Annotated in this window: 15 protein-coding genes and 6 pseudogenes; 20 read left to right on the top strand and 1 reads right to left on the bottom strand. The window is 48.5% G+C overall.

Going from position 1 to position 17,328, the window contains the following annotated elements:
- The first annotated feature begins 41 nt into the window (after positions 1-41).
- The 15 genes and pseudogenes from BQ1619_RS04970 to rlmD all read left to right on the top strand — a co-directional run bounded on the left by BQ1619_RS04970 (position 42) and on the right by rlmD (position 10,936).
- The gene (locus BQ1619_RS04970; protein ID WP_231968516.1) at positions 42-1,187 is read left to right on the top strand and encodes a carbohydrate porin; all 1,146 of its coding nucleotides are present in this window, start codon (positions 42-44) and stop codon (positions 1,185-1,187) included.
- A 472-nt stretch (positions 1,188-1,659) separates the two neighbouring features.
- On the top strand, positions 1,660-2,085 hold the full coding sequence (locus tag BQ1619_RS09175; RefSeq protein WP_231968515.1) for a TolC family protein: 426 nt from the start codon (positions 1,660-1,662) through the stop codon (positions 2,083-2,085).
- Complete coding sequence (locus BQ1619_RS09170; RefSeq protein WP_197711874.1) at positions 2,082-2,339, top strand: TolC family protein; 258 nt, start codon at positions 2,082-2,084, stop codon at positions 2,337-2,339. Before BQ1619_RS09175 ends, BQ1619_RS09170 begins: the two co-directional genes overlap by 4 nt.
- 336 nt (positions 2,340-2,675) lie before the next feature.
- A complete protein-coding gene (locus tag BQ1619_RS04960; protein ID WP_197711873.1) occupies positions 2,676-3,941 on the top strand; it encodes an efflux RND transporter periplasmic adaptor subunit in 1,266 nt (421 codons plus the stop codon).
- Positions 3,942-4,032: 91 nt separating this feature from the next.
- Positions 4,033-4,949, top strand: a pseudogene (locus tag BQ1619_RS10635) (efflux RND transporter permease subunit).
- Entirely contained in the window at positions 4,912-5,193 is a 282-nt protein-coding gene (locus BQ1619_RS10290) for an efflux RND transporter permease subunit (protein WP_331851895.1), read from the top strand. Before BQ1619_RS10635 ends, BQ1619_RS10290 begins: the two are co-directional and overlap by 38 nt.
- Positions 5,082-5,668: pseudogene (locus BQ1619_RS09815) on the top strand (efflux RND transporter permease subunit). The gene BQ1619_RS10290 and the pseudogene BQ1619_RS09815 overlap by 112 nt, the downstream one beginning before the upstream one ends.
- Positions 5,638-5,850 (top strand): hypothetical protein, encoded by a 213-nt coding sequence (locus BQ1619_RS09810; protein ID WP_231968513.1) that lies wholly within the window; start codon positions 5,638-5,640, stop codon positions 5,848-5,850. The pseudogene BQ1619_RS09815 and the gene BQ1619_RS09810 overlap by 31 nt, the downstream one beginning before the upstream one ends.
- A complete protein-coding gene (locus tag BQ1619_RS09805) occupies positions 5,837-6,316 on the top strand; it encodes an efflux RND transporter permease subunit (protein WP_231968512.1) in 480 nt (159 codons plus the stop codon). The genes BQ1619_RS09810 and BQ1619_RS09805 overlap by 14 nt, the downstream gene beginning before the upstream one ends.
- Positions 6,300-6,596 (top strand): efflux RND transporter permease subunit, encoded by a 297-nt coding sequence (locus BQ1619_RS09800; RefSeq protein WP_231968511.1) that lies wholly within the window; start codon positions 6,300-6,302, stop codon positions 6,594-6,596. The genes BQ1619_RS09805 and BQ1619_RS09800 overlap by 17 nt, the downstream gene beginning before the upstream one ends.
- A gap of 31 nt (positions 6,597-6,627) precedes the next feature.
- Positions 6,628-7,370 (top strand): annotated as a pseudogene (surE, locus tag BQ1619_RS10285) (5'/3'-nucleotidase SurE); the annotation flags it as partial.
- Positions 7,371-7,435: 65 nt separating this feature from the next.
- Positions 7,436-8,059, top strand: a pseudogene (locus tag BQ1619_RS04945) (protein-L-isoaspartate(D-aspartate) O-methyltransferase); the annotation flags it as partial.
- Positions 8,056-8,838 (top strand): peptidoglycan DD-metalloendopeptidase family protein, encoded by a 783-nt coding sequence (locus BQ1619_RS04940; protein ID WP_231968508.1) that lies wholly within the window; start codon positions 8,056-8,058, stop codon positions 8,836-8,838. The pseudogene BQ1619_RS04945 and the gene BQ1619_RS04940, both read left to right, overlap by 4 nt.
- A gap of 26 nt (positions 8,839-8,864) precedes the next feature.
- Positions 8,865-9,520, top strand: a pseudogene (locus BQ1619_RS04935) (3'-5' exonuclease).
- Positions 9,513-10,936 (top strand): annotated as a pseudogene (gene rlmD / locus BQ1619_RS04930) (23S rRNA (uracil(1939)-C(5))-methyltransferase RlmD). The pseudogenes BQ1619_RS04935 and rlmD overlap by 8 nt, the downstream one beginning before the upstream one ends.
- Positions 10,937-11,283: 347 nt before the next feature.
- On the opposite strand, the gene BQ1619_RS04925 reads toward rlmD, so the two are convergent.
- The gene (locus BQ1619_RS04925) at positions 11,284-11,985 is read right to left on the bottom strand and encodes a Bax inhibitor-1 family protein (protein WP_114662588.1); all 702 of its coding nucleotides are present in this window, start codon (positions 11,983-11,985) and stop codon (positions 11,284-11,286) included.
- 255 nt (positions 11,986-12,240) lie between these two features.
- Here BQ1619_RS04925 and ndk point away from each other — a divergent pair, with 255 nt between their 5' ends.
- The 5 genes from ndk (at position 12,241) to BQ1619_RS04900 (ending at position 17,302) form a co-directional block, all read left to right on the top strand.
- On the top strand, positions 12,241-12,666 hold the full coding sequence (gene ndk, locus BQ1619_RS04920) for a nucleoside-diphosphate kinase (RefSeq protein ID WP_114662587.1): 426 nt from the start codon (positions 12,241-12,243) through the stop codon (positions 12,664-12,666).
- A 27-nt stretch (positions 12,667-12,693) separates the two neighbouring features.
- Positions 12,694-13,890 carry a dual-specificity RNA methyltransferase RlmN gene (gene rlmN / locus BQ1619_RS04915; RefSeq protein ID WP_114662586.1) on the top strand — a complete coding sequence of 399 codons (1,197 nt, stop codon included), beginning with the start codon at positions 12,694-12,696 and terminating at the stop codon, positions 13,888-13,890.
- Positions 13,891-13,924: 34 nt separating this feature from the next.
- Positions 13,925-15,202, top strand: a complete 1,278-nt coding sequence (ispG, locus tag BQ1619_RS04910) for a flavodoxin-dependent (E)-4-hydroxy-3-methylbut-2-enyl-diphosphate synthase (RefSeq protein WP_114662584.1) — start codon at positions 13,925-13,927, stop codon at positions 15,200-15,202.
- Positions 15,203-15,218: 16 nt separating this feature from the next.
- Positions 15,219-16,550, top strand: coding sequence for a histidine--tRNA ligase (gene hisS / locus BQ1619_RS04905; protein WP_114662583.1), 1,332 nt, complete (start codon positions 15,219-15,221; stop codon positions 16,548-16,550).
- A gap of 92 nt (positions 16,551-16,642) precedes the next feature.
- Positions 16,643-17,302 carry a YfgM family protein gene (locus tag BQ1619_RS04900; RefSeq protein ID WP_114662581.1) on the top strand — a complete coding sequence of 220 codons (660 nt, stop codon included), beginning with the start codon at positions 16,643-16,645 and terminating at the stop codon, positions 17,300-17,302.
- Positions 17,303-17,328: the final 26 nt, after the last annotated feature.

The raw sequence follows: 17,328 nt of genomic DNA, 5'->3' as shown, positions 1-17,328 counted from the left end.
CTCTCAGCGCAGAAAGCGATGAGCTACACCTGGTCTGCACTTTGTTTTTTGGCGCACGCTTAGCACCAAATACCGATATTTATTTCAATCCCGAGGTCGTGTCGTGCGTACCATTTTCCGGCTTGGTTGGTTTGGGTGGATTTACTAACGGCGAGGCAACGAAAACCAATGGTGCGCAAGCGAAGTTTTACTCAGCGCGCGCATTTTTACGTCAGACCTTTAATCAAGAAGGCGACAAGGTTGTCCTCGAAAACGATGCTAATCAAATTACTCAAACGGTGAATAGCAATCGTGTGGTGCTGACTGCAGGCCAGTTTTCGACTTTGGATATTTTTGACGACAGCAAATATGCCAAAGACCCTTGCATTCAGTTTATGAGCTGGGGCAATATGACCTATCTGGCGTATGACTATGCTGCTGATGCTCGCGGCTACAGCTGGGGCTTGGCGGGCGAGTGGTATCTTGATAATTGGGTGTTACGTGCCTCGCGCATGATCACCCCGAAGACTCCTAATGGTCTCAATTTGAACTGGCAAATTTTTAATGCCTATGGCGATCAATTTGAAGTAGAGCGTCAACATACTATTGGCGACCTTCCAGGCAAGGTGAGTGTTCTGGCCTATCGTAATAAGATGATCTTGGTGCGTTTCCAAGATGCTACGAATTATCTGATTGCGAATAACGCGCAAGGTACGCAAGCGATTAACAATGTGCGCAACAACTACCAATACAAAACTGGTATTGGCATTAATGGCGAACAAGCCCTGACAAAAACCTTGGGCATCTATGGTCGTGCCTTCACCTCGGATGGTCATACCGAGACAATGTCGTTTGCGGAAGCAGATAATTCCATTTCAGTGGGCATGAGTTTGAATGGTGCCGGTTGGACTAGACCGTTTGACACGATTGGTATTTCAATGATGCAAAACGGACTGTCGAGCTTTCGACGCAACTACCTCCAAGCAGGTGGCATTTCCTATTTCATTGGTGATACACCTAGCCCTCACGCTGGGCCCGGTCAAACCATTAACTACCGACCAGAGCGGGTGGGCGAGATTTGCTACAACGCCTTGCTAGTCAAAAATGTCTTGTTGGGTGTGAACTTTCAGCACATCAATAATCCTGCCTATAACTCTGCTCGTGGGCCGGTAAACATCGCCTCATTTCGGGTTCATGCCGAGTTTTAAGGGCTTGGCAGCCTATTGCTCTAATTATTATCTTTAGAATCAATAAGATAGGAGGCGTCAATAATTCGACATTTGCGTTTTCTACCATACAATCCTTAAAATCCCCTGTAATTGGCGTTGGTTAGACCAAAACCTGTTTCAGGGGCTATAAAAACAGCATTATTGATTTAGAGGCAGCCGCCTTTGTTCATTCTCGGCACACGCACAATTAGCGCATCAGACATCTTGAAAGGGGTTAGCCATTTGGTCTTCGCTTCCCTTGCTTTTAATGTGCTCGCCTAGTCTGCTGCGAACAACACGCCTCCCGCCAGTGTGACCGTGCAAACCAGTGATGCATTGTTAGCTGCGCCGCCATCGATTGGTGCTCAACTGAGTGCGCAAGATAAGCCCAGCAAAGCAGCCGAATTATTTGCGCCCGTTACTAAAGCGAATACGCCCAAAAATTTTGTTAAGAGTGCGCCATCGGGTCCAGTTGAAATGGATCTGCGTCAATTTTGCTCAGCCGTTTCAGTTCCCAGGCAAGAAAAGCTTAGCGGCCGATATTGCCGATACCAACGCAGAAGCATTATTAGCAAACTCGAAGTCTACCTACTTACAGTTAGGCGCTCAGCTCTCGACTCTCTACTACAATACGCTGGCAACGCAAAAACAGTCGCAGGTACTCAAAGAGTCCGTAGTGCGTTTAGAGATGATCAAGAACGTAGCCAAAGCCCGCTACGCCAACAACGCTGCTGCCTATGTGGAATACCTCAATGCGCAAGTAGCGCAAAGCGCAGCAGAAGCCGATCAATTTAACTTAGAGCGTCAGCCTGAAGTGGGCATTAAAAATATTAATACCCTGATTGGTCGTCACTCGCGCGAAAAACTGATTCTGAAAGGGGATATCCGCGCTCCATGAGTGCAGTGCCAACGTTGGTGGAGCTCGAGGACTATGCCGAATCCAGTCATCCCAGTTTAAAAAGTTCTGCCTTGCAGTTGGATGCTGCGCGCAAAGGCGTGACCTTAGCCAAGAAAGCATACTTGCCGGATTTTCAGGTGATTGGTTCTTCCTACACGCTGCGTGGCCCCTTCGCTTCTAACTTCCGCAGATGCTTGATTGCGTTGCGCCTGCTCTACTCCATACTTTTCCTTGGTAAAACAACGGAACAATGAGATCCAACTCAAACTGATAAAACAACGCACGGAAGCAAACGAAATTTCCAATCGACAGCAAGTAGTGCTTGCCGTGAATTCAGCATATGCGACGTATCAGCAAGCTAAAACAGCAGCAACGTTTCTGCGAGAGCGCCAAGTTCCGCAAGCGGATGCAGCGTATAAGGTTGGTCTGACCAGTACTCGAATAATGGTCAGGGATTTAATGATTTATTGACTGCGCAAACCCAATTGCGTAACTTAGAGATATCGCTAGCACAAGCAGAAAGTAATTTGTTGCAGCCGCAAGCAGTATTAATGGTTTCAGCAGGCAAAGAGCCTTTTTAAGGAGTAGCGTTGATAGACAAAATTTGGTCGTTTCTAAAACGCTGGTTTGAAAAGGCAAAGCCGATTTTGCATAAGGGCGCTGAGCACGGTGCACATCATGCAAAAGCGACTGCCGCAGGTTTAGCTGGCTTGTATTGGAATTTGACACCGCAAAATCGCCACCGAGTGCGTCTGGCCGCGTTTGCCTTTGCGATTTTGTCGGTCGGTATTGTGGTGGGGCGCTTAACCAACGTTAACCGCGCTGTGAAAATTGAGGCATCGGATAAAGCGCTTAAGGTTGAGAAAACGGGCGTCTTGGAATTGAAGTTACCTGGTATTAATCTCAATCCGGAAATTTATGTTTTTCAAGCTGCCGAAAAAGTACAAGTTCCAGTAAACATTAAGGTCCCTGGGCGTTTGGCTTTCAACGCAGAAAAATCCAAAGTGCTGTCCGCACGTGCACCTGGCAGAGTGGAGCGCATTTACGCGTTTGATGGCGCATTAGTGGAAATTGGTTCACCTATTGTAGAGCTCTACAGCCCTGAGTTTCTCTCCGCACAGCAAGAGTATTTGCTTTCATCGAAAACCGCTAAAGTACTCGAGACCAGTAAGACCATGAGTGATTTGTTGGGCGATGCGCGTATCACGCAACAGGCGGCTGCTAATCGTATGCGCAATCTTGGCGCAGGCGAGGGCGATATTAAGAGCATTGAAACCTCCGGTAAGACAACCAGTAACTTAATCATGCGCTCGCCCTTAAAAGGCGTGGTGGTGAAACGGAATGTCGAACCAGGTTCTGCTGTGAGTTCGGGTGACGTGATTGCCACATTGGCCGATCCCAAACATCTTTGGTTCTTAGGCAATGTTGTTGAACAAGACTTTCGGATGATTAAACAAAGGCAGAAAATGACCTGGCGCTTAGAGGCGTATCCAGAGAAAGAGTTCGTTGCCTACGCTAATTACATTGCACCAACAATTGATCCACAAACCAGCGCTTTGTTAATTCGTGCGGATGTTGATAACACCGATGATTTGTTGCGCCCCGACATGTATGCCTCGGGTTTGTTGACTACGGGTCAAGCAGATGCTGTGGTTGTTCCGCAATCAGCCATTGTGCGTGTGCGTGAGAACCGCCTTGCGATTATTAAGATAGGTCCCGATACATTCCGCCGTGTGCCTGTTAAAGGGTATGACCTCAACAGTAAGGCTTTTGCCATCACTGAAGGGGTCGAGCAGGTGGCAGGTCTTGGCAGAGGGCGCAGTATTGTTAAACGACCGCTTTGCGAAGCAGGATGACTAAGTGAGCGCTTTCACCTCCTTTATTCGAGGGGTCGTTGAGAAGCGCGTGCTTGTCATTTTTGCGTCGATCGTGCTCTTGGGTCTGGGCATGTTCAGTTTGAGCAAGTTACCCATTCAGCCCTATCCTGGTGTAGCGCCACTGACGATTCAAGCAATTTCACAATGGCCCGGTAGAAGTACAACCGAGGTCGAGCAGCAAGTCACCATCCCTGTTGAAAACGCATTGGCTGGTATTCCTGGCCTTCAAGCATTTCGCTCGGTGTCACTATTTGGTCTGTCTGTTGTCACGCTCAAGTTCAACGAATCAGCGGATCCCTTCAAGGCACGCCAAATTTTTATCGCAAACCTTCAAAATGTGAGCTTCCCTCCGGGCGTCACATCCAGCATCAGTCCGGACTCGGATGCTACTGGTGAGATCATACGTTATGAGGTGCGCTCAGAGTGCGCCACCTCAACCTTACTCAAGACTTTACAAAACTACGAAATATACAAAGAGCTTAAGCAAACCCCAGGGGGGGCGGATGTCTCATCATTTGGCGGTAAGGTGCGCCAATATCAAGTGATTGTGAGCCCAGAAAGCTTGCAGGCGAAGGGCGTCACCATTAATGAATTAATTCTGGCGTTAACCAATGCCAACAGCAATACTGGTAGCGGCTTGTTACCAAGCGGAGAAAGCAGTTTGTGGTGCGCGGCGTTGGTTTACTAAAGAACATTGACGACATTAAGCAAGTAGTTATTACCAATAACAAGGGTGTGCCTATTCGGATTGGCGATGTCGCCACGGTGCAAATTGGAAACGCGCCACGTTTGGGGATGTTCCAATTCAATGACAATCCCGATGCTGTAGAAGGCATTGTGTACTTGCGTCGTGGTGAGAATGCTGCCGAAGTGTTGGCACGCGTTCGCAATACGGTGGATAACATTAACAAACATATTCTGCCGCCGGGTGTTGCGGTAAAACCGTTTTATGACCGCCAAGTGCTCTTGGATGATTGGTACCGTTAAACACACCTTGTTCTTTGGAATCTCGTTGGTGTTGGCTGTGTTGTTTTTCTTCTTGGGCAATATTCGGGCTGCTGCGGTAGTGGCCGCTGTCATTCCATTAGCATTGTGCGTTTCGTTCATTCAGATGCATTTGTGGTGTACTCCACTGGCATCATCATCGTGGCTTACTCGCCCTTGTTCTTTTTGGGTGGCGTTGAAGGCATCATCTTTAAACCGACGGCATTTACAATGGGCTTTGCTTTGATTGCCGCAATGGTACTCAGTCTGACGTTCTTGCCGGACATGATCTCATTGGTTTTTGGTGAGAACCTGCATCACAAACCCCATCCTTTATTACGAAGATTTTGGATAGCTACAAGCCACTCCTCAAACGCTGGATGGATCGTCCATTAACCATTTTCTCAGTCGCAGTCTTTGTGTTGGGCTTAACTCTCCTCAGTATGACCCGCTTGGGAACAGCGTTCTTACCGACTTTAGAAGAGAATAATATTTGGTTGCGTGTCACGCTACCAAATACTGTGGATCTCGGTTACTCGGTCAAGATTGCCAATCAATTGCGCGAAACTTTTATGAAGCAACCGGAGATTGATAAGGTTGCCGCCCAAATTGGACGTCCAAATGATCTCGCACGGATTCGACGGGGGTGTTTGACCAGGAATACGGTTTATACCTTAAGAGTCCCGAGAATATGCCCAGCGAATCTTCTAAGAAAGATCTGATTGCACACCTTGAGACGGAGCTCAATAAGATTCCAAGGATTGCTTATAGCTTCTCTCAGTGCATCCAAGATAACGTCAATGAAGCACTCTCTGGAGTCAAGGGGGAGAACTCGGTCAAGATTTACGGTACTGACTTAGAGGTGCTCGATCAAAAAGCGCATGAGGTGATTGAGCAACATTGAGCAACTCAAGAAAGTGCGTGGCGTAGTGGATGAAGGCATCTTGAAAGAATTGGGTCAACCCACCTTGAATATTCAGATTGATCGCGAGCGTGCATCACTCTACAACATCAATGTGAACGATATTCAGACGGTCGTAGCGAATGCCATTGGTGGCGCAGCGGTGACAAACTTACTCAAAGATGAGAAGACGTTTGATGGCCGGTTCAATCAGATGAAGCAGGCACAAAAGAAATTAATGTTGATCGTACCGTTAGCGCTGTTGGGTATCTTCTTGTTACTAGTGAGCGCTTTCGGCAATTTCCGCGACGCTTTTATTGTGATGATCAATGTGCCATTTGCAGCCATTGGCGGAGTCATTGCCTTGCATCTCGCTGGTGAAACCCTCAGTGTCTCGGCATTCTTTGGTTTTTTTATCGCTTTTTGGCATTGCGATTCAGGACGGTGTGATTTTGATCTCCTTCATTAATAAGACTGCAGCTAGCGAGCATGGTGAGATGAAAGACATCATGGTAGAGGGCGCATCGTTGCGTGTTCGTCCGGCACTCATGACGGCTGCGCTCTCGGGTTTAGGTCTGTTGCCTGCCGCCTTGTCCCACTCGATTGGTTCTGAGGTGCAGCGCCCATTGGCTTTGGTGATCGTGGGTGGCATGGTAACGACGATCATTCTGACGCTTTTAGTGCTCCCGGTTATTTATGGCTGGTTCCGTGGCCGTGAATTAACGCAAGCTCAAGCCAGTAGAATCTGAGCTCAATAAACCGCACTGAAAGCCATCTGTTATGAGTAATCGTCAACCCCATATCCTGGTTTCGAACGATGATGGCTATTTAGCACCCGGTATCCTGGCGCTCGTGAATGCAGTGCGTCCCTTGGGTCGCGTAACGGTAATTGCGCCTGAGCAAAACACAGTGGCGCATCCAACTCCCTGACGCTGTCGCGACCACTCTCGATACATCGGGTTGCAGGCGGCGAGCGCGATGGCTTTTCTTTATTAATGGTACGCCAACCGATTGTGTCCACGTGGCCATGACAGGATTCTTGGATGAGAAACCCGATTTGGTGGTCTCAGGCATTAATCAGGGCGAGAACATGGGTGAGGATGTGCTGTATTCCGGAACCGTCGCCGCTGCCATTGAAGGTGTCATGTTTGGTGTGCCTGAATTGCGTTCTCGCAAATTGATCGTGGCTGGAATCGTGTGGACGATGCTGCAAAAGCCGCGCACGATATCGTGGCGCAAATGCTGATTTCGTCATTGAACAAAAATCATGCCGACGGTATAGCGACATTACTCAACGTGAATATCCCCAACCGCCCCTATGCCGATTTATACCGCTGGCAATTGTCACCACTCACAACCAGTGAGTGGTAGTGCAAGATAGCCCACGTGGCGACAAGATTTATTGGATTGGGGCGGCAGGGCATGTCAAAGACAACTCTGAGGGGGCAGACCTTCATGCCTTCGATGAAGGTTGCATTTCGATTACGCCGATGCAACTCGATTTAAGTCACCATGCACGCTTAGCGGCGATGCGCGCAAATGGTTGGGATCGCGGTTGAAGGCGCCGACTGAGCGATTCGCAGCCTACCGACAAGCGCTAGCAGCCAAAGTGCATGCCAGCGGAGTAAAGCACGGCAAAACCTTAGAGGCGATTGCGACAGTTCCACGTCATGCATTTATGGATGCGGACTTACATCTGCAAGCGTATGAAGATACCGCCTTACCGATTGGTCATGAACAAACCATTTCCAAGCCATCGGTTGTAGCGCGCATGATTGAGCTTTTACACAAGCCCAAGCAAAAATTGGAAAAAGTATTAGAGATTGGTACGGGCTGCGGATATCAAGCGGCAGTACTGAGTCTATTAGCCGATGAGGTGTACTCGATTGAGCGCATTCGTCCGCTGCATGATTTAGCACGAGCAAAGTTACGTCCATTTCGGATTAATAATCTGTGCCTCATTTATGGCGATGGCATATTGAGCTTGCCACAGGCGGCTCCCTTTGACGGCATCATTCTTGCTGCTGCGGGCTTGGGCATTCCTGATGCTCTGCTTGATCAATTGGCGATTGGTGGTCGTCTAGTTGCCCCAGTGGCGAGGAACGAAAAAGAACAGCAGCTCGTGATGGTTGAGCGAATGAGCTCGCAGCGCTATCAAAGAACCGTTCTGGACGAGGTCTTTTTTGTCCCCTTACAATCAGGGGTAGTATGAAAATCACCCCAAATTTCACGATGAACATATCCAAGCACATTCTGGTTGCAACCTTGTCGGCATCTTTGCTCTTGCTGACCGCTTGTTCAACGCCGCGCACTAAACAGGCTGGGGTGACAAATCGCACCGGATCCTCCTCTTATGAGCCAGCGCCTCCTGGTTACTATCGCGTGAAAAAAGGTGACACCTTAGCGCGCATTGCGTTGGATCATGGTCAAGCACCACGCGATGTAGCGCAGTGGAATAAAGCAGAAAATCTAAACTTCAATCCCAATGTGATTGAAGTTGGTGACTTAGTATTAATCAAGCCACCAGCCAGTGCCAAAGTGGCTAAACCGGTTGAGAAAAAATCACCCACCGTAGAGAAGGCCGATACACCAGCACCTACCGAACCTGCAAAGCCTGAAGTCGTTGCCAAGCCTGGTATTCGTTTGTCTTGGCCTGCTAAAGGCAGAGTTACTGCCGAATTTAATGAACCCAATAAAGGTATCGATATCGCTGGCAAAGTCGGCGAGCCTGTATTGGCAGCTTCAGACGGCAAAGTGGTGTATGCCGGCAATAGTTTGCGGGGCTATGGAAACCTCGTCATCATCAAACACAATAATACCTACTTAACGGCGTACGCCCATAACAGCAAGCTCTTGGTCAAAGAGGGCGACAGCGTGCGCAAGGGACAGAAGATTGCAGAGATGGGTAATACCGATACCAATTCACCAAAACTGCACTTTGAACTTCGTGTAAATGGTAAGCCAGCTAATCCAACGCCGTACTTGCAGTAATTTGCCAAGGCACAACGCATTTGGCCATGGCTACCGTTCTTGTCTTTGATATTGAAACTATTCTCGATGTAGCGGGATTGCGTCGTCTAGAAGACTATCCCCCATCAATGACTGATGCCGAATTGCGGCAAAAGCAATGGCCGAACGGGCCGAGAAAACCGGTAGTGAATTTTTACCTTTGTATCTGCAAAAGATTTGTGCGATTTCTTGTGTGATTCGCAGAACGACGAAAGAAGGTTCGCCACAAATCAAGGTCGGCACTCTTGGTACGCCAGAGGATGATGAAAAGGTTTTGATACAAGCCTTCTTGGATTTAATCGAAAAGTACACGCCACAGTTGGTTTCTTGGAACGGCAGTGGCTTTGACTTGCCCGTATTGCATTACCTGCATTAGCAAATCATATTCAAGCACCGAGTTACTGGGAGATGGGTGAGAGCAAAGAAGCCGATAGTCGTGACTTTAAGTGGACCAATTACATCGGTCGCTATCACATGCGCCATTTAGACTTAATGGATTACATACTTAATGTATTGCCGCTTTCAATTGTTGCGCGGTGGTTTTTCGTTAGAAGAATACCAAGCCGAAATTCAATTCGTCAAAGCGTATCTCGAGAAAGAATCTAAAGAGCCTAACGGTGCGCAGTGGCAAGAATATCTACAAGGCTTTACACCGGATGCGTAGAGACGATAAGCCAGTCCATATTGAAGTGACTGAGCCAGTACAAGTCGAAGCGCTTGCCATGGATGCACAAGGAATTGCCCGCCTAGCGCCCAATGCAGAGGAATTGGCCCAAGGCCAAAGTGGCAAAGTGATCTTTATTAAAGGCGCTTTACCAACAGAGCGCATTACGTACACCATTACCAGCGATAAAGCCCGTTTTAGCAAAGCCAATGTTCGCGAGATTCTCAAGCCTGCGGTGTTTCGGGCTGAGCCCAAGTGTGCGGCTTTTGGGGTTTGTGGTGGCTGTACGATGCAGCACCTTGATATCCGCGCCCAAGTAGCCATGAAACAGCGCGTGCTCGAAGATGATTTGCAGCACATTGCGAAAGTGAAGCCTGAAGAGATCTTACGCCCGATGGGTGGACCGACTTGGGAATATCGTCATCGTGCGCGGTTGAGTGCAGTCAATCGTTCGATTAAAAAAGGCACGGTATTGATTGGATTTCATGAGGGTAAGAGTGGGTATGTGGCCGATATGCTGGCCTGCGAGATATTGCCTAAGCATGTTTCGGATCTATTACCTGAAATGCGTAAGTTGGTTATGAATTTATCGATTGTGGATCGCATGCCGCAAATCGAAATTGCCGTTGGTGAACCTGAAGAACCTGGATCGGATGACCCCAAGAAAAGTAAGCCAGTTACTGCATTGGTATTTCGCAATCTACAGCCCTTAACCACGGCTGATGAGAAGTTGCTGCGTGCCTTTGCCGATCAGTACCAAGTGTGGATCTGGTTGCAGCCCAAAGGAATCGAGACCGTCGCGCCGTTTTATCCTGAATCCGGCAAGCTTTGCTATCGCCTACCCGAATTTGAAATCGAGATGCCGTTTAAGCCGGCAGACTTTACGCAAGTAAATCATCTGATGAATCGTGCGCTGGTGAGTAAAGCAGTGCGTTTACTGCAAGTTAAAGAGACCGATCGCGTGTTGGATTTATTTTGTGGCATTGGGAACTTCACCTTACCGTTAGCTCGAAAAGCGAACGCCGTTTTGGGTATTGAAGGCTTGGCAACTCTGACAACACGAGCGAAAGCCAACGCTGAGCATAATGGTCTAGCGAATAAAGCGAGCTTTATGCAAAGCGATTTGTTTGACGTCACTACAGAAACCATTGCATCCTGGGGTAAAGCACAACGTTGGTTGATGGATCCTCCGCGCGAGGGCGCTATGGAAATTTGTAAAGCACTGGGGCAGTTGCATGCAGAGCAGAGTGCGCTATTGCCTGAACGCATTGTTTATGTCTCTTGCAATCCAAAAACCTTAGCAAGAGACGCAGACATTCTCTGTCACCAGGCAGGCTATTCTCTGAAAGGCGCTGGGATCGTAAATATGTTTCCCACACCTCCCATGTGGAGTCCATGGCGGTATTTGAGCGCTGATTTTGCTCCAAACTAGTGCATAGCCTGGGGCGCAAAGCCTAAATACGGTGCAGAACCTCTAAAAACGGCTCTTATACAAGAGTAGATTGAACTTGTGGGGATGCATAGGGCATTGCTTACAGGGCCATTAACGACGGCACGATAAACGACTGGGAGTATGTCATGAGAGCCTCAGATAGTTTTGCAATCCTCTTGATTTTAGTTGCACTGTCTTATGCGGTCAGCATGTTTGTTGCAGCGTAATACGCAGCAATAGATAAGCTTAAAACTGCGGCAAAGAAAAAGGCGCCCACAGGCGCCTAAGAGGACATCACACGAATTTTGGTGAGTCGGATTACGAAAATACCTTAGTCGCGATTACCACCAAACACGCCCATGAGAGCGAGTAGGTTAGTAAATACGTTGTACACATCTAGGTAAATCGCTAGTGTTGCCATGATGTAGTTGGTTTCACCGCCATTGATGACGCGTTGTACGTCAACCAAAATAAATGCGGAGAAGATGGCGATTGCCAATACCATCACCGTCAACATCAACGCAGGTAACTGCAACCAGATGTTAGCCAAGCTAGCAACGATCAAGAGCAATACGCCAACCATCAACCATTTGCCCATGCCAGCAAAATCACTCTTGCTCACTGTCGCAATTGTCGCCATGGTGGCAAAGATCGCCGCAGTACCACCAAAGGACAACATGATGAGCGCAGCGCCATTGCTATAGCTGTTGAGGGTAAAGCCCACCAAACGGGACAACATAATGCCCATGAAGAAGGTAAAGCCCAGCAATAGCAGCACGCCTACGCCAGTGTCTTTATTTTTGTTGATGGCCCAGAAAAAACCAAAAGCCACTGCCATAAAGACGATGAATCCCATGAATGGACTGTCAGAAAACAGATTGAGTCCCATTGCAACGCCAAGCCATGCGCCAATCACGGTTGGAACCATGGAGAGCGCCAACAGGGCATAGGTATTGCGCAGTACGCGGTTGCGTACCTGGATGGTGCTAATCGAGCCGGTCTGACCATAGCCGTAAGAGTTCAGATCACTCATATTGACTCCTTTTTATCAAAAAACATATGAGCCCATATAGGGCTGATGCCAATAAGTATAGACAAACGGTGTGAATTTCAAGTCCCCCACTAAAAGACCTACAAAATCGGGGTCTATGCCTTGTAAATTCAAGGGCTCAGCCCTATAGATATAGGGGTAAATACGGTCAAGTAATGTATAATTCGGGGCTCGCTGAGCGGGGTGGATATTGGCCCTACTGAGCAAATACCTTTGAAATCACTATTGGAGTCTTGAATGGCAATTGAACGCACCCTCTCTATTATCAAACCTGATGTTGTCGCTAAAAACGTCATCGGCAAAATCTATGACCGTTTTGAATCTGCAGGTTTGAAGATTGTCGCGTCCAAAATGGCGCACCTTTCACAATCGGAAGCAGAGCAGTTCTACGCTGTTCACAAAGAGCGTCCTTTCTTCAAAGATTTGGTGAACTTCATGATTTCTGGCCCAGTCATGATTCAAGTATTGCAAGGCGAAGGCGCGATTGCGAAGAATCGCGATTTGATGGGCGCAACCGATCCGAAGAAAGCTGAAAAAGGCACGATTCGTGCTGACTTTGCTGACAGCATTGATGCAAACGCTGTGCATGGTTCTGACGCTCCTGAAACAGCTGCTGTGGAAGTTGCATTCTTCTTCCCTGGCATGAATGTTTTCAATCGTTAATCATTTGATTATTGATAAGTAGGTGCATTGACCTCCCCGCGCGTAAATCTCTTAGATTTTGACGCTGACCAATTGGCGGCGTATGTCGCGGGGTTAAATGAAAAGTCCTTTCGGGCAAAGCAACTCATGCAGTGGATACATCAACGAGGTGTATCGGATATCAATGACATGAGTGATTTAGCAAAAAGCTTTCGGGCAACCCTGCTCGATAAAGCAGAAGTACTATCTCTCCCCGTCATTAAGGACGGGCATGCCCAGGACGGCACGCGCAAGTGGTTGCTCGATGTGGGGGCGGGCAACGCCGTGGAATCGGTTTATATACCTGAGGATGATCGAGGCACGTTATGCATCTCTTCCCAAGCGGGTTGTGCCGTTAATTGTCGATTTTGTTCCACCGGCCATCAAGGTTTTTCACGTAACCTGACCTCCGGTGAAATCATTGGGCAGTTATGGTTTGCAGAGCATTTGTTGCGCAATGATCCTGAAGCAGTACGGCGTATTGAAAAATATCCCACACCCGGTTGGGAGCACACGGGCCGTGTAATTTCTAATTTGGTGATGATGGGTATGGGTGAACCATTGCTCAACTATGACAATGTGGTCGCTGCATTGCGTTTGATGTTGGATGACCGAGCGTATGGCTTATCGCGCCGTCGCGTCACCGTATCTACTTCGGGTGTAGTACCGATGATCGATCGTCTCGCACAGGATTGCCCAGTAGCATTGGCGGTGTCACTACATGCACCCAACGATGCCTTGCGTGATCAATTAGTACCACTCAATCAAAAATACCCTTTGCGCGAATTGCTCGATGCTTGCGAGCGCTATTTGCCTTTTGCCCCAAGAGACTTTCTGACCTTTGAGTACTGCATGCTAGATGGGGTAAACGATTCCGATATCCAAGCAAAAGAATTGGTGCGCTTGCTCAAAAACATTAAGTGCAAAATTAATTTAATTCCGTTTAACCCATTCCCAGAGTCTGGTCTGAAGCGCTCGCCAGCCATTCGAGTCAATGCCTTTGCCAGCGTATTATTAGATGCTGGCATGGTGGCGACTGTGCGTAAGACTCGTGGCGATGATATTGCCGCGGCTTGTGGTCAATTAGCAGGCGATGTAGTCGATTGCACCCGAGTGCGTGAACGCGGAGTGAACAAAGCCGACATTGAAGTGTCTCCAGCATCTCAGGATGAACAGCCGATTGAGTGGCTTAAAAAGTTAAATTAATCTGTATTAGCGACACCATATCCAGTATTCATTCATGAGCTCGACAAATTCCTCATCATCCTTGCCTCAGTTGCCCTTGGGTCCCGTACCAAAGCGTGCAGTACGCCAAGCAACGGTTTCTTGGAAGACGAACATCATTACCGTTGGGGGTGATGCGCCAGTGCGCGTGCAGTCGATGACTAATACCGATACAGCGAATGCCGTGGCTACAGCCATTCAGGTAAAGGGGTTGGCGCGTGCAGGATCAGAGATGGTGCGGATTACGGTAAATACGCCTGAAGCCGCTGCAGCAGTTCCCTACATTCGTGAGCAGTTAGACAAGATGGACGTCTTAGTGCCGTTGATAGGGGATTTTCATTACAACGGCCATACATTACTGAACGACTATCCTGAGTGCGCCAAGGCGCTCTCCAAGTACCGCATTAATCCCGGTAACGTTGGTAAGGGCGCTAAGCGGGATCCGCAATTTGCGCAGATGATTGAAGCGGCTTGCAAATACGACAAGCCCATTCGGATTGGTGTGAACTGGGGCAGCTTGGATCAAGAACTCCTAGCCTCGATAATGGATAGCAATGCTGCTTTGCCCAATCCCAAGACTGCGCAAGAGGTAATGATTGAGGCATTGATTCAGTCGGCATTGCAATCGGCCGAGAAAGCCGTTGAGCTCGGCATGAACTCCAATCAAATATTGCTCTCGTGCAAAGTCAGCAATGTGCAGGATTTAATTGCGGTGTACCGTGATCTCTCGCGTCGTTCAGACTATCCGCTCCATTTGGGTTTAACCGAAGCAGGCATGGGTAGTAAAGGGATTGTGTCGTCGACTGCGGCAATGGGCATTTTGTTGCAAGAGGGTATTGGTGACACCATTCGAGTCTCCCTAACTCCAGACCCAGGTGCCCCACGTGAGAACGAAGTGATTGTTGCTCAAGAAATTTTGCAAACCATGGGTTTGCGCAATTTCACGCCAATGGTGATTGCGTGTCCTGGTTGCGGTAGAACAACCAGCACCACGTTCCAGGAGCTAGCTGCCAATATTCAATCTTATCTACGTCAACAAATGCCGATTTGGAAGAAAACCCACCCAGGCGTGGAGAATATGAATGTGGCAGTGATGGGTTGCATCGTCAATGGCCCAGGGGAGAGTAAGCATGCCAATATTGGCATTTCCTTGCCGGGGACTGGCGAGACCCCAGCAGCCCCAGTGTTTGTGGATGGGGTTAAAGTAAAGACATTGCGCGGTGAGAATATTGCTCAAGAGTTCAAAGTCATCGTGGATGACTACGTCAAACAACATTACGCAGCCAAGAATTAACGACATAACAATAAAAATGACCGATCAAAACAAAGACCCTAAAGCGCAAGCTAAAGTTCAAAAAATTAATGGCATACGCGGCATGAATGATTTGCTGCCAGCCGATGCTGCGCAGTGGGCACACCTTGAGCATGTGTTGCGCGATTTAACGCGGGCATACGGTTATGAATTCCTGAGAACGCCGATTGTGGAATCAACGGCGGTGTTTCAACGCGGTATTGGTGAAGTGACGGATATCGTGGAAAAGGAAATGTATTCCTTTGAAGATCACTTGAATGGTGAGCAACTCACTTTGCGCCCCGAGGGAACTGCTGCACTCGTGCGTTCGGTGATTGAAAACAATTTGCTCTACGACGGACCAAAGCGTCTTTGGTATACCGGCCCGATGTTTCGTCATGAGCGCCCACAGCGTGGCCGCTATCGCCAGTTTCACCAGTTTGGCATTGAGGCGCTTGGCTTCGCGGGCCCAGATATTGATGCTGAAATCATTCTTATGGGCCAACGCTTTTGGGATGAGTTGGGTTTAAAGGGCGTGCGCCTAGAGATCAACTCTTTAGGTCAAGCGCCAGAGCGTGCGGAGCACCGAGCTGCTTTGGTCACGTACTTTGAAAAACATCATGCGCAATTGGATGAAGATTCCCAGCGTCGCCTGTTAAGCAATCCCTTACGTATCTTGGATTCAAAAAATCCACAGATGCAAACCTTGATTGAGGGTGCGCCAAAATTATTGGACTTTCTGGGCGAAGAATCATTAGCGCACTTCAATGCCGTACAAGCTATCCTGAAGGCGAACAATATTCCCTGCAAGATTAATCCACGCTTAGTGCGGGGTTTGGACTACTACAACTTAACGGTTTTCGAATGGATTACCGACGAGTTAGGTGCGCAAGGCACGATTGCGGGTGGCGGTCGTTACGATCCACTGATTGAACGTATGGGTGGCAAAGCAGCTCCCGCTTGTGGTTGGGCGATGGGTATGGAACGCGTTCTGGAGTTGATGAAAGTCTTGGGTTCATTGCCAGAGGCCCAAGCGCTGTGCGATGTATTTGTCTTGCATCAAGGCGGCGAAACCTTAACTGCTGCAATGATCATTGCTGAGCGTTTGCGCAGCGCCGGTATCGACACTATCTTGTTTTGCCCGCCAGATGGTCAAATGGCCAGCTTTAAGTCCCAAATGAAAAAGGCCGATGCCAGCGGAGCTGCTTTCGCGGTCATCATTGGTCCCGATGAATTGGCCAAAAATGAGGCTGGACTCAAGGACTTACGCGGTACTGGTGAGCAAAAGTCGATTCCCCTAGAGGGCGTACTGGAAGCGGTAATTGACGCCATGGTGGGTGCCCCTGAATAGAATGACAGAACTGCCGATATCGATGCGGATGTTGGCGGGTAGCAAATCGTAAATATTGATGATTAAGTATTGATTAAATAGCTTGGATTGACATGCCATTAGATTTAGAAGAACAAGAACAGTTAGACCAACTTAAAGCGTTTTGGCAAAAGTATCGCAACCTCATTACTGGCGTAGTGACTGCTACATTGTTTGCCTATGCCGCCTACAGCGGCTATCAGTGGTGGCGCAATAGTCAAGCCTTAGAGGCCTCCAAGCTTTATGAAACGATGGTGACTGCGATTGCGAAAGGCGATCGCGGGCAAACCTTGCGCGCAGCGGATGATTTGCAAAAAGATTTCGCTCGTACTCCATACACACCAATGTCCAGTTTGATAGCCGCGCGGATTGCTTCGGACGCAGGCGACCAAACCAAAGCTCTCGACTATTTGCGCTGGGCAGCCAAGAATACATCCAATGATGGTTATTTGGCATTAGCGAAAATCCGACTGGTATCGCAATTGATTGAGCAGGGTACAGAGAAGGATTTTGCAGAAGCCGATCAAATCCTTAAAGACAAGCCGATTGCCGGGTTTGAAGCCTTGTGGCTTGAGCGTCGCGGGGATTGGTGCTTGGCGCAAAAGAAAAATGAACAAGCCAAGGCAAGTTATCAAGAGGCTTGGAAAAAATTAGATCAAGCCAAAGAATTTCCGGAAGAGGCGCGCCGTCTTCTGAAAGTGAAGTTGGATGCGGTCGGAGGTATTGCACAGTGAAACCGATTTTCAAGCGAATCGTATGC

The organism is Polynucleobacter necessarius (assembly GCF_900095195.1).
GTDB lineage: Bacteria > Pseudomonadota > Gammaproteobacteria > Burkholderiales > Burkholderiaceae > Polynucleobacter > Polynucleobacter necessarius_G.
Note: the sequence above shows the minus strand (reverse complement) of the source record. Positions and strands in the feature narration are given on the sequence as shown.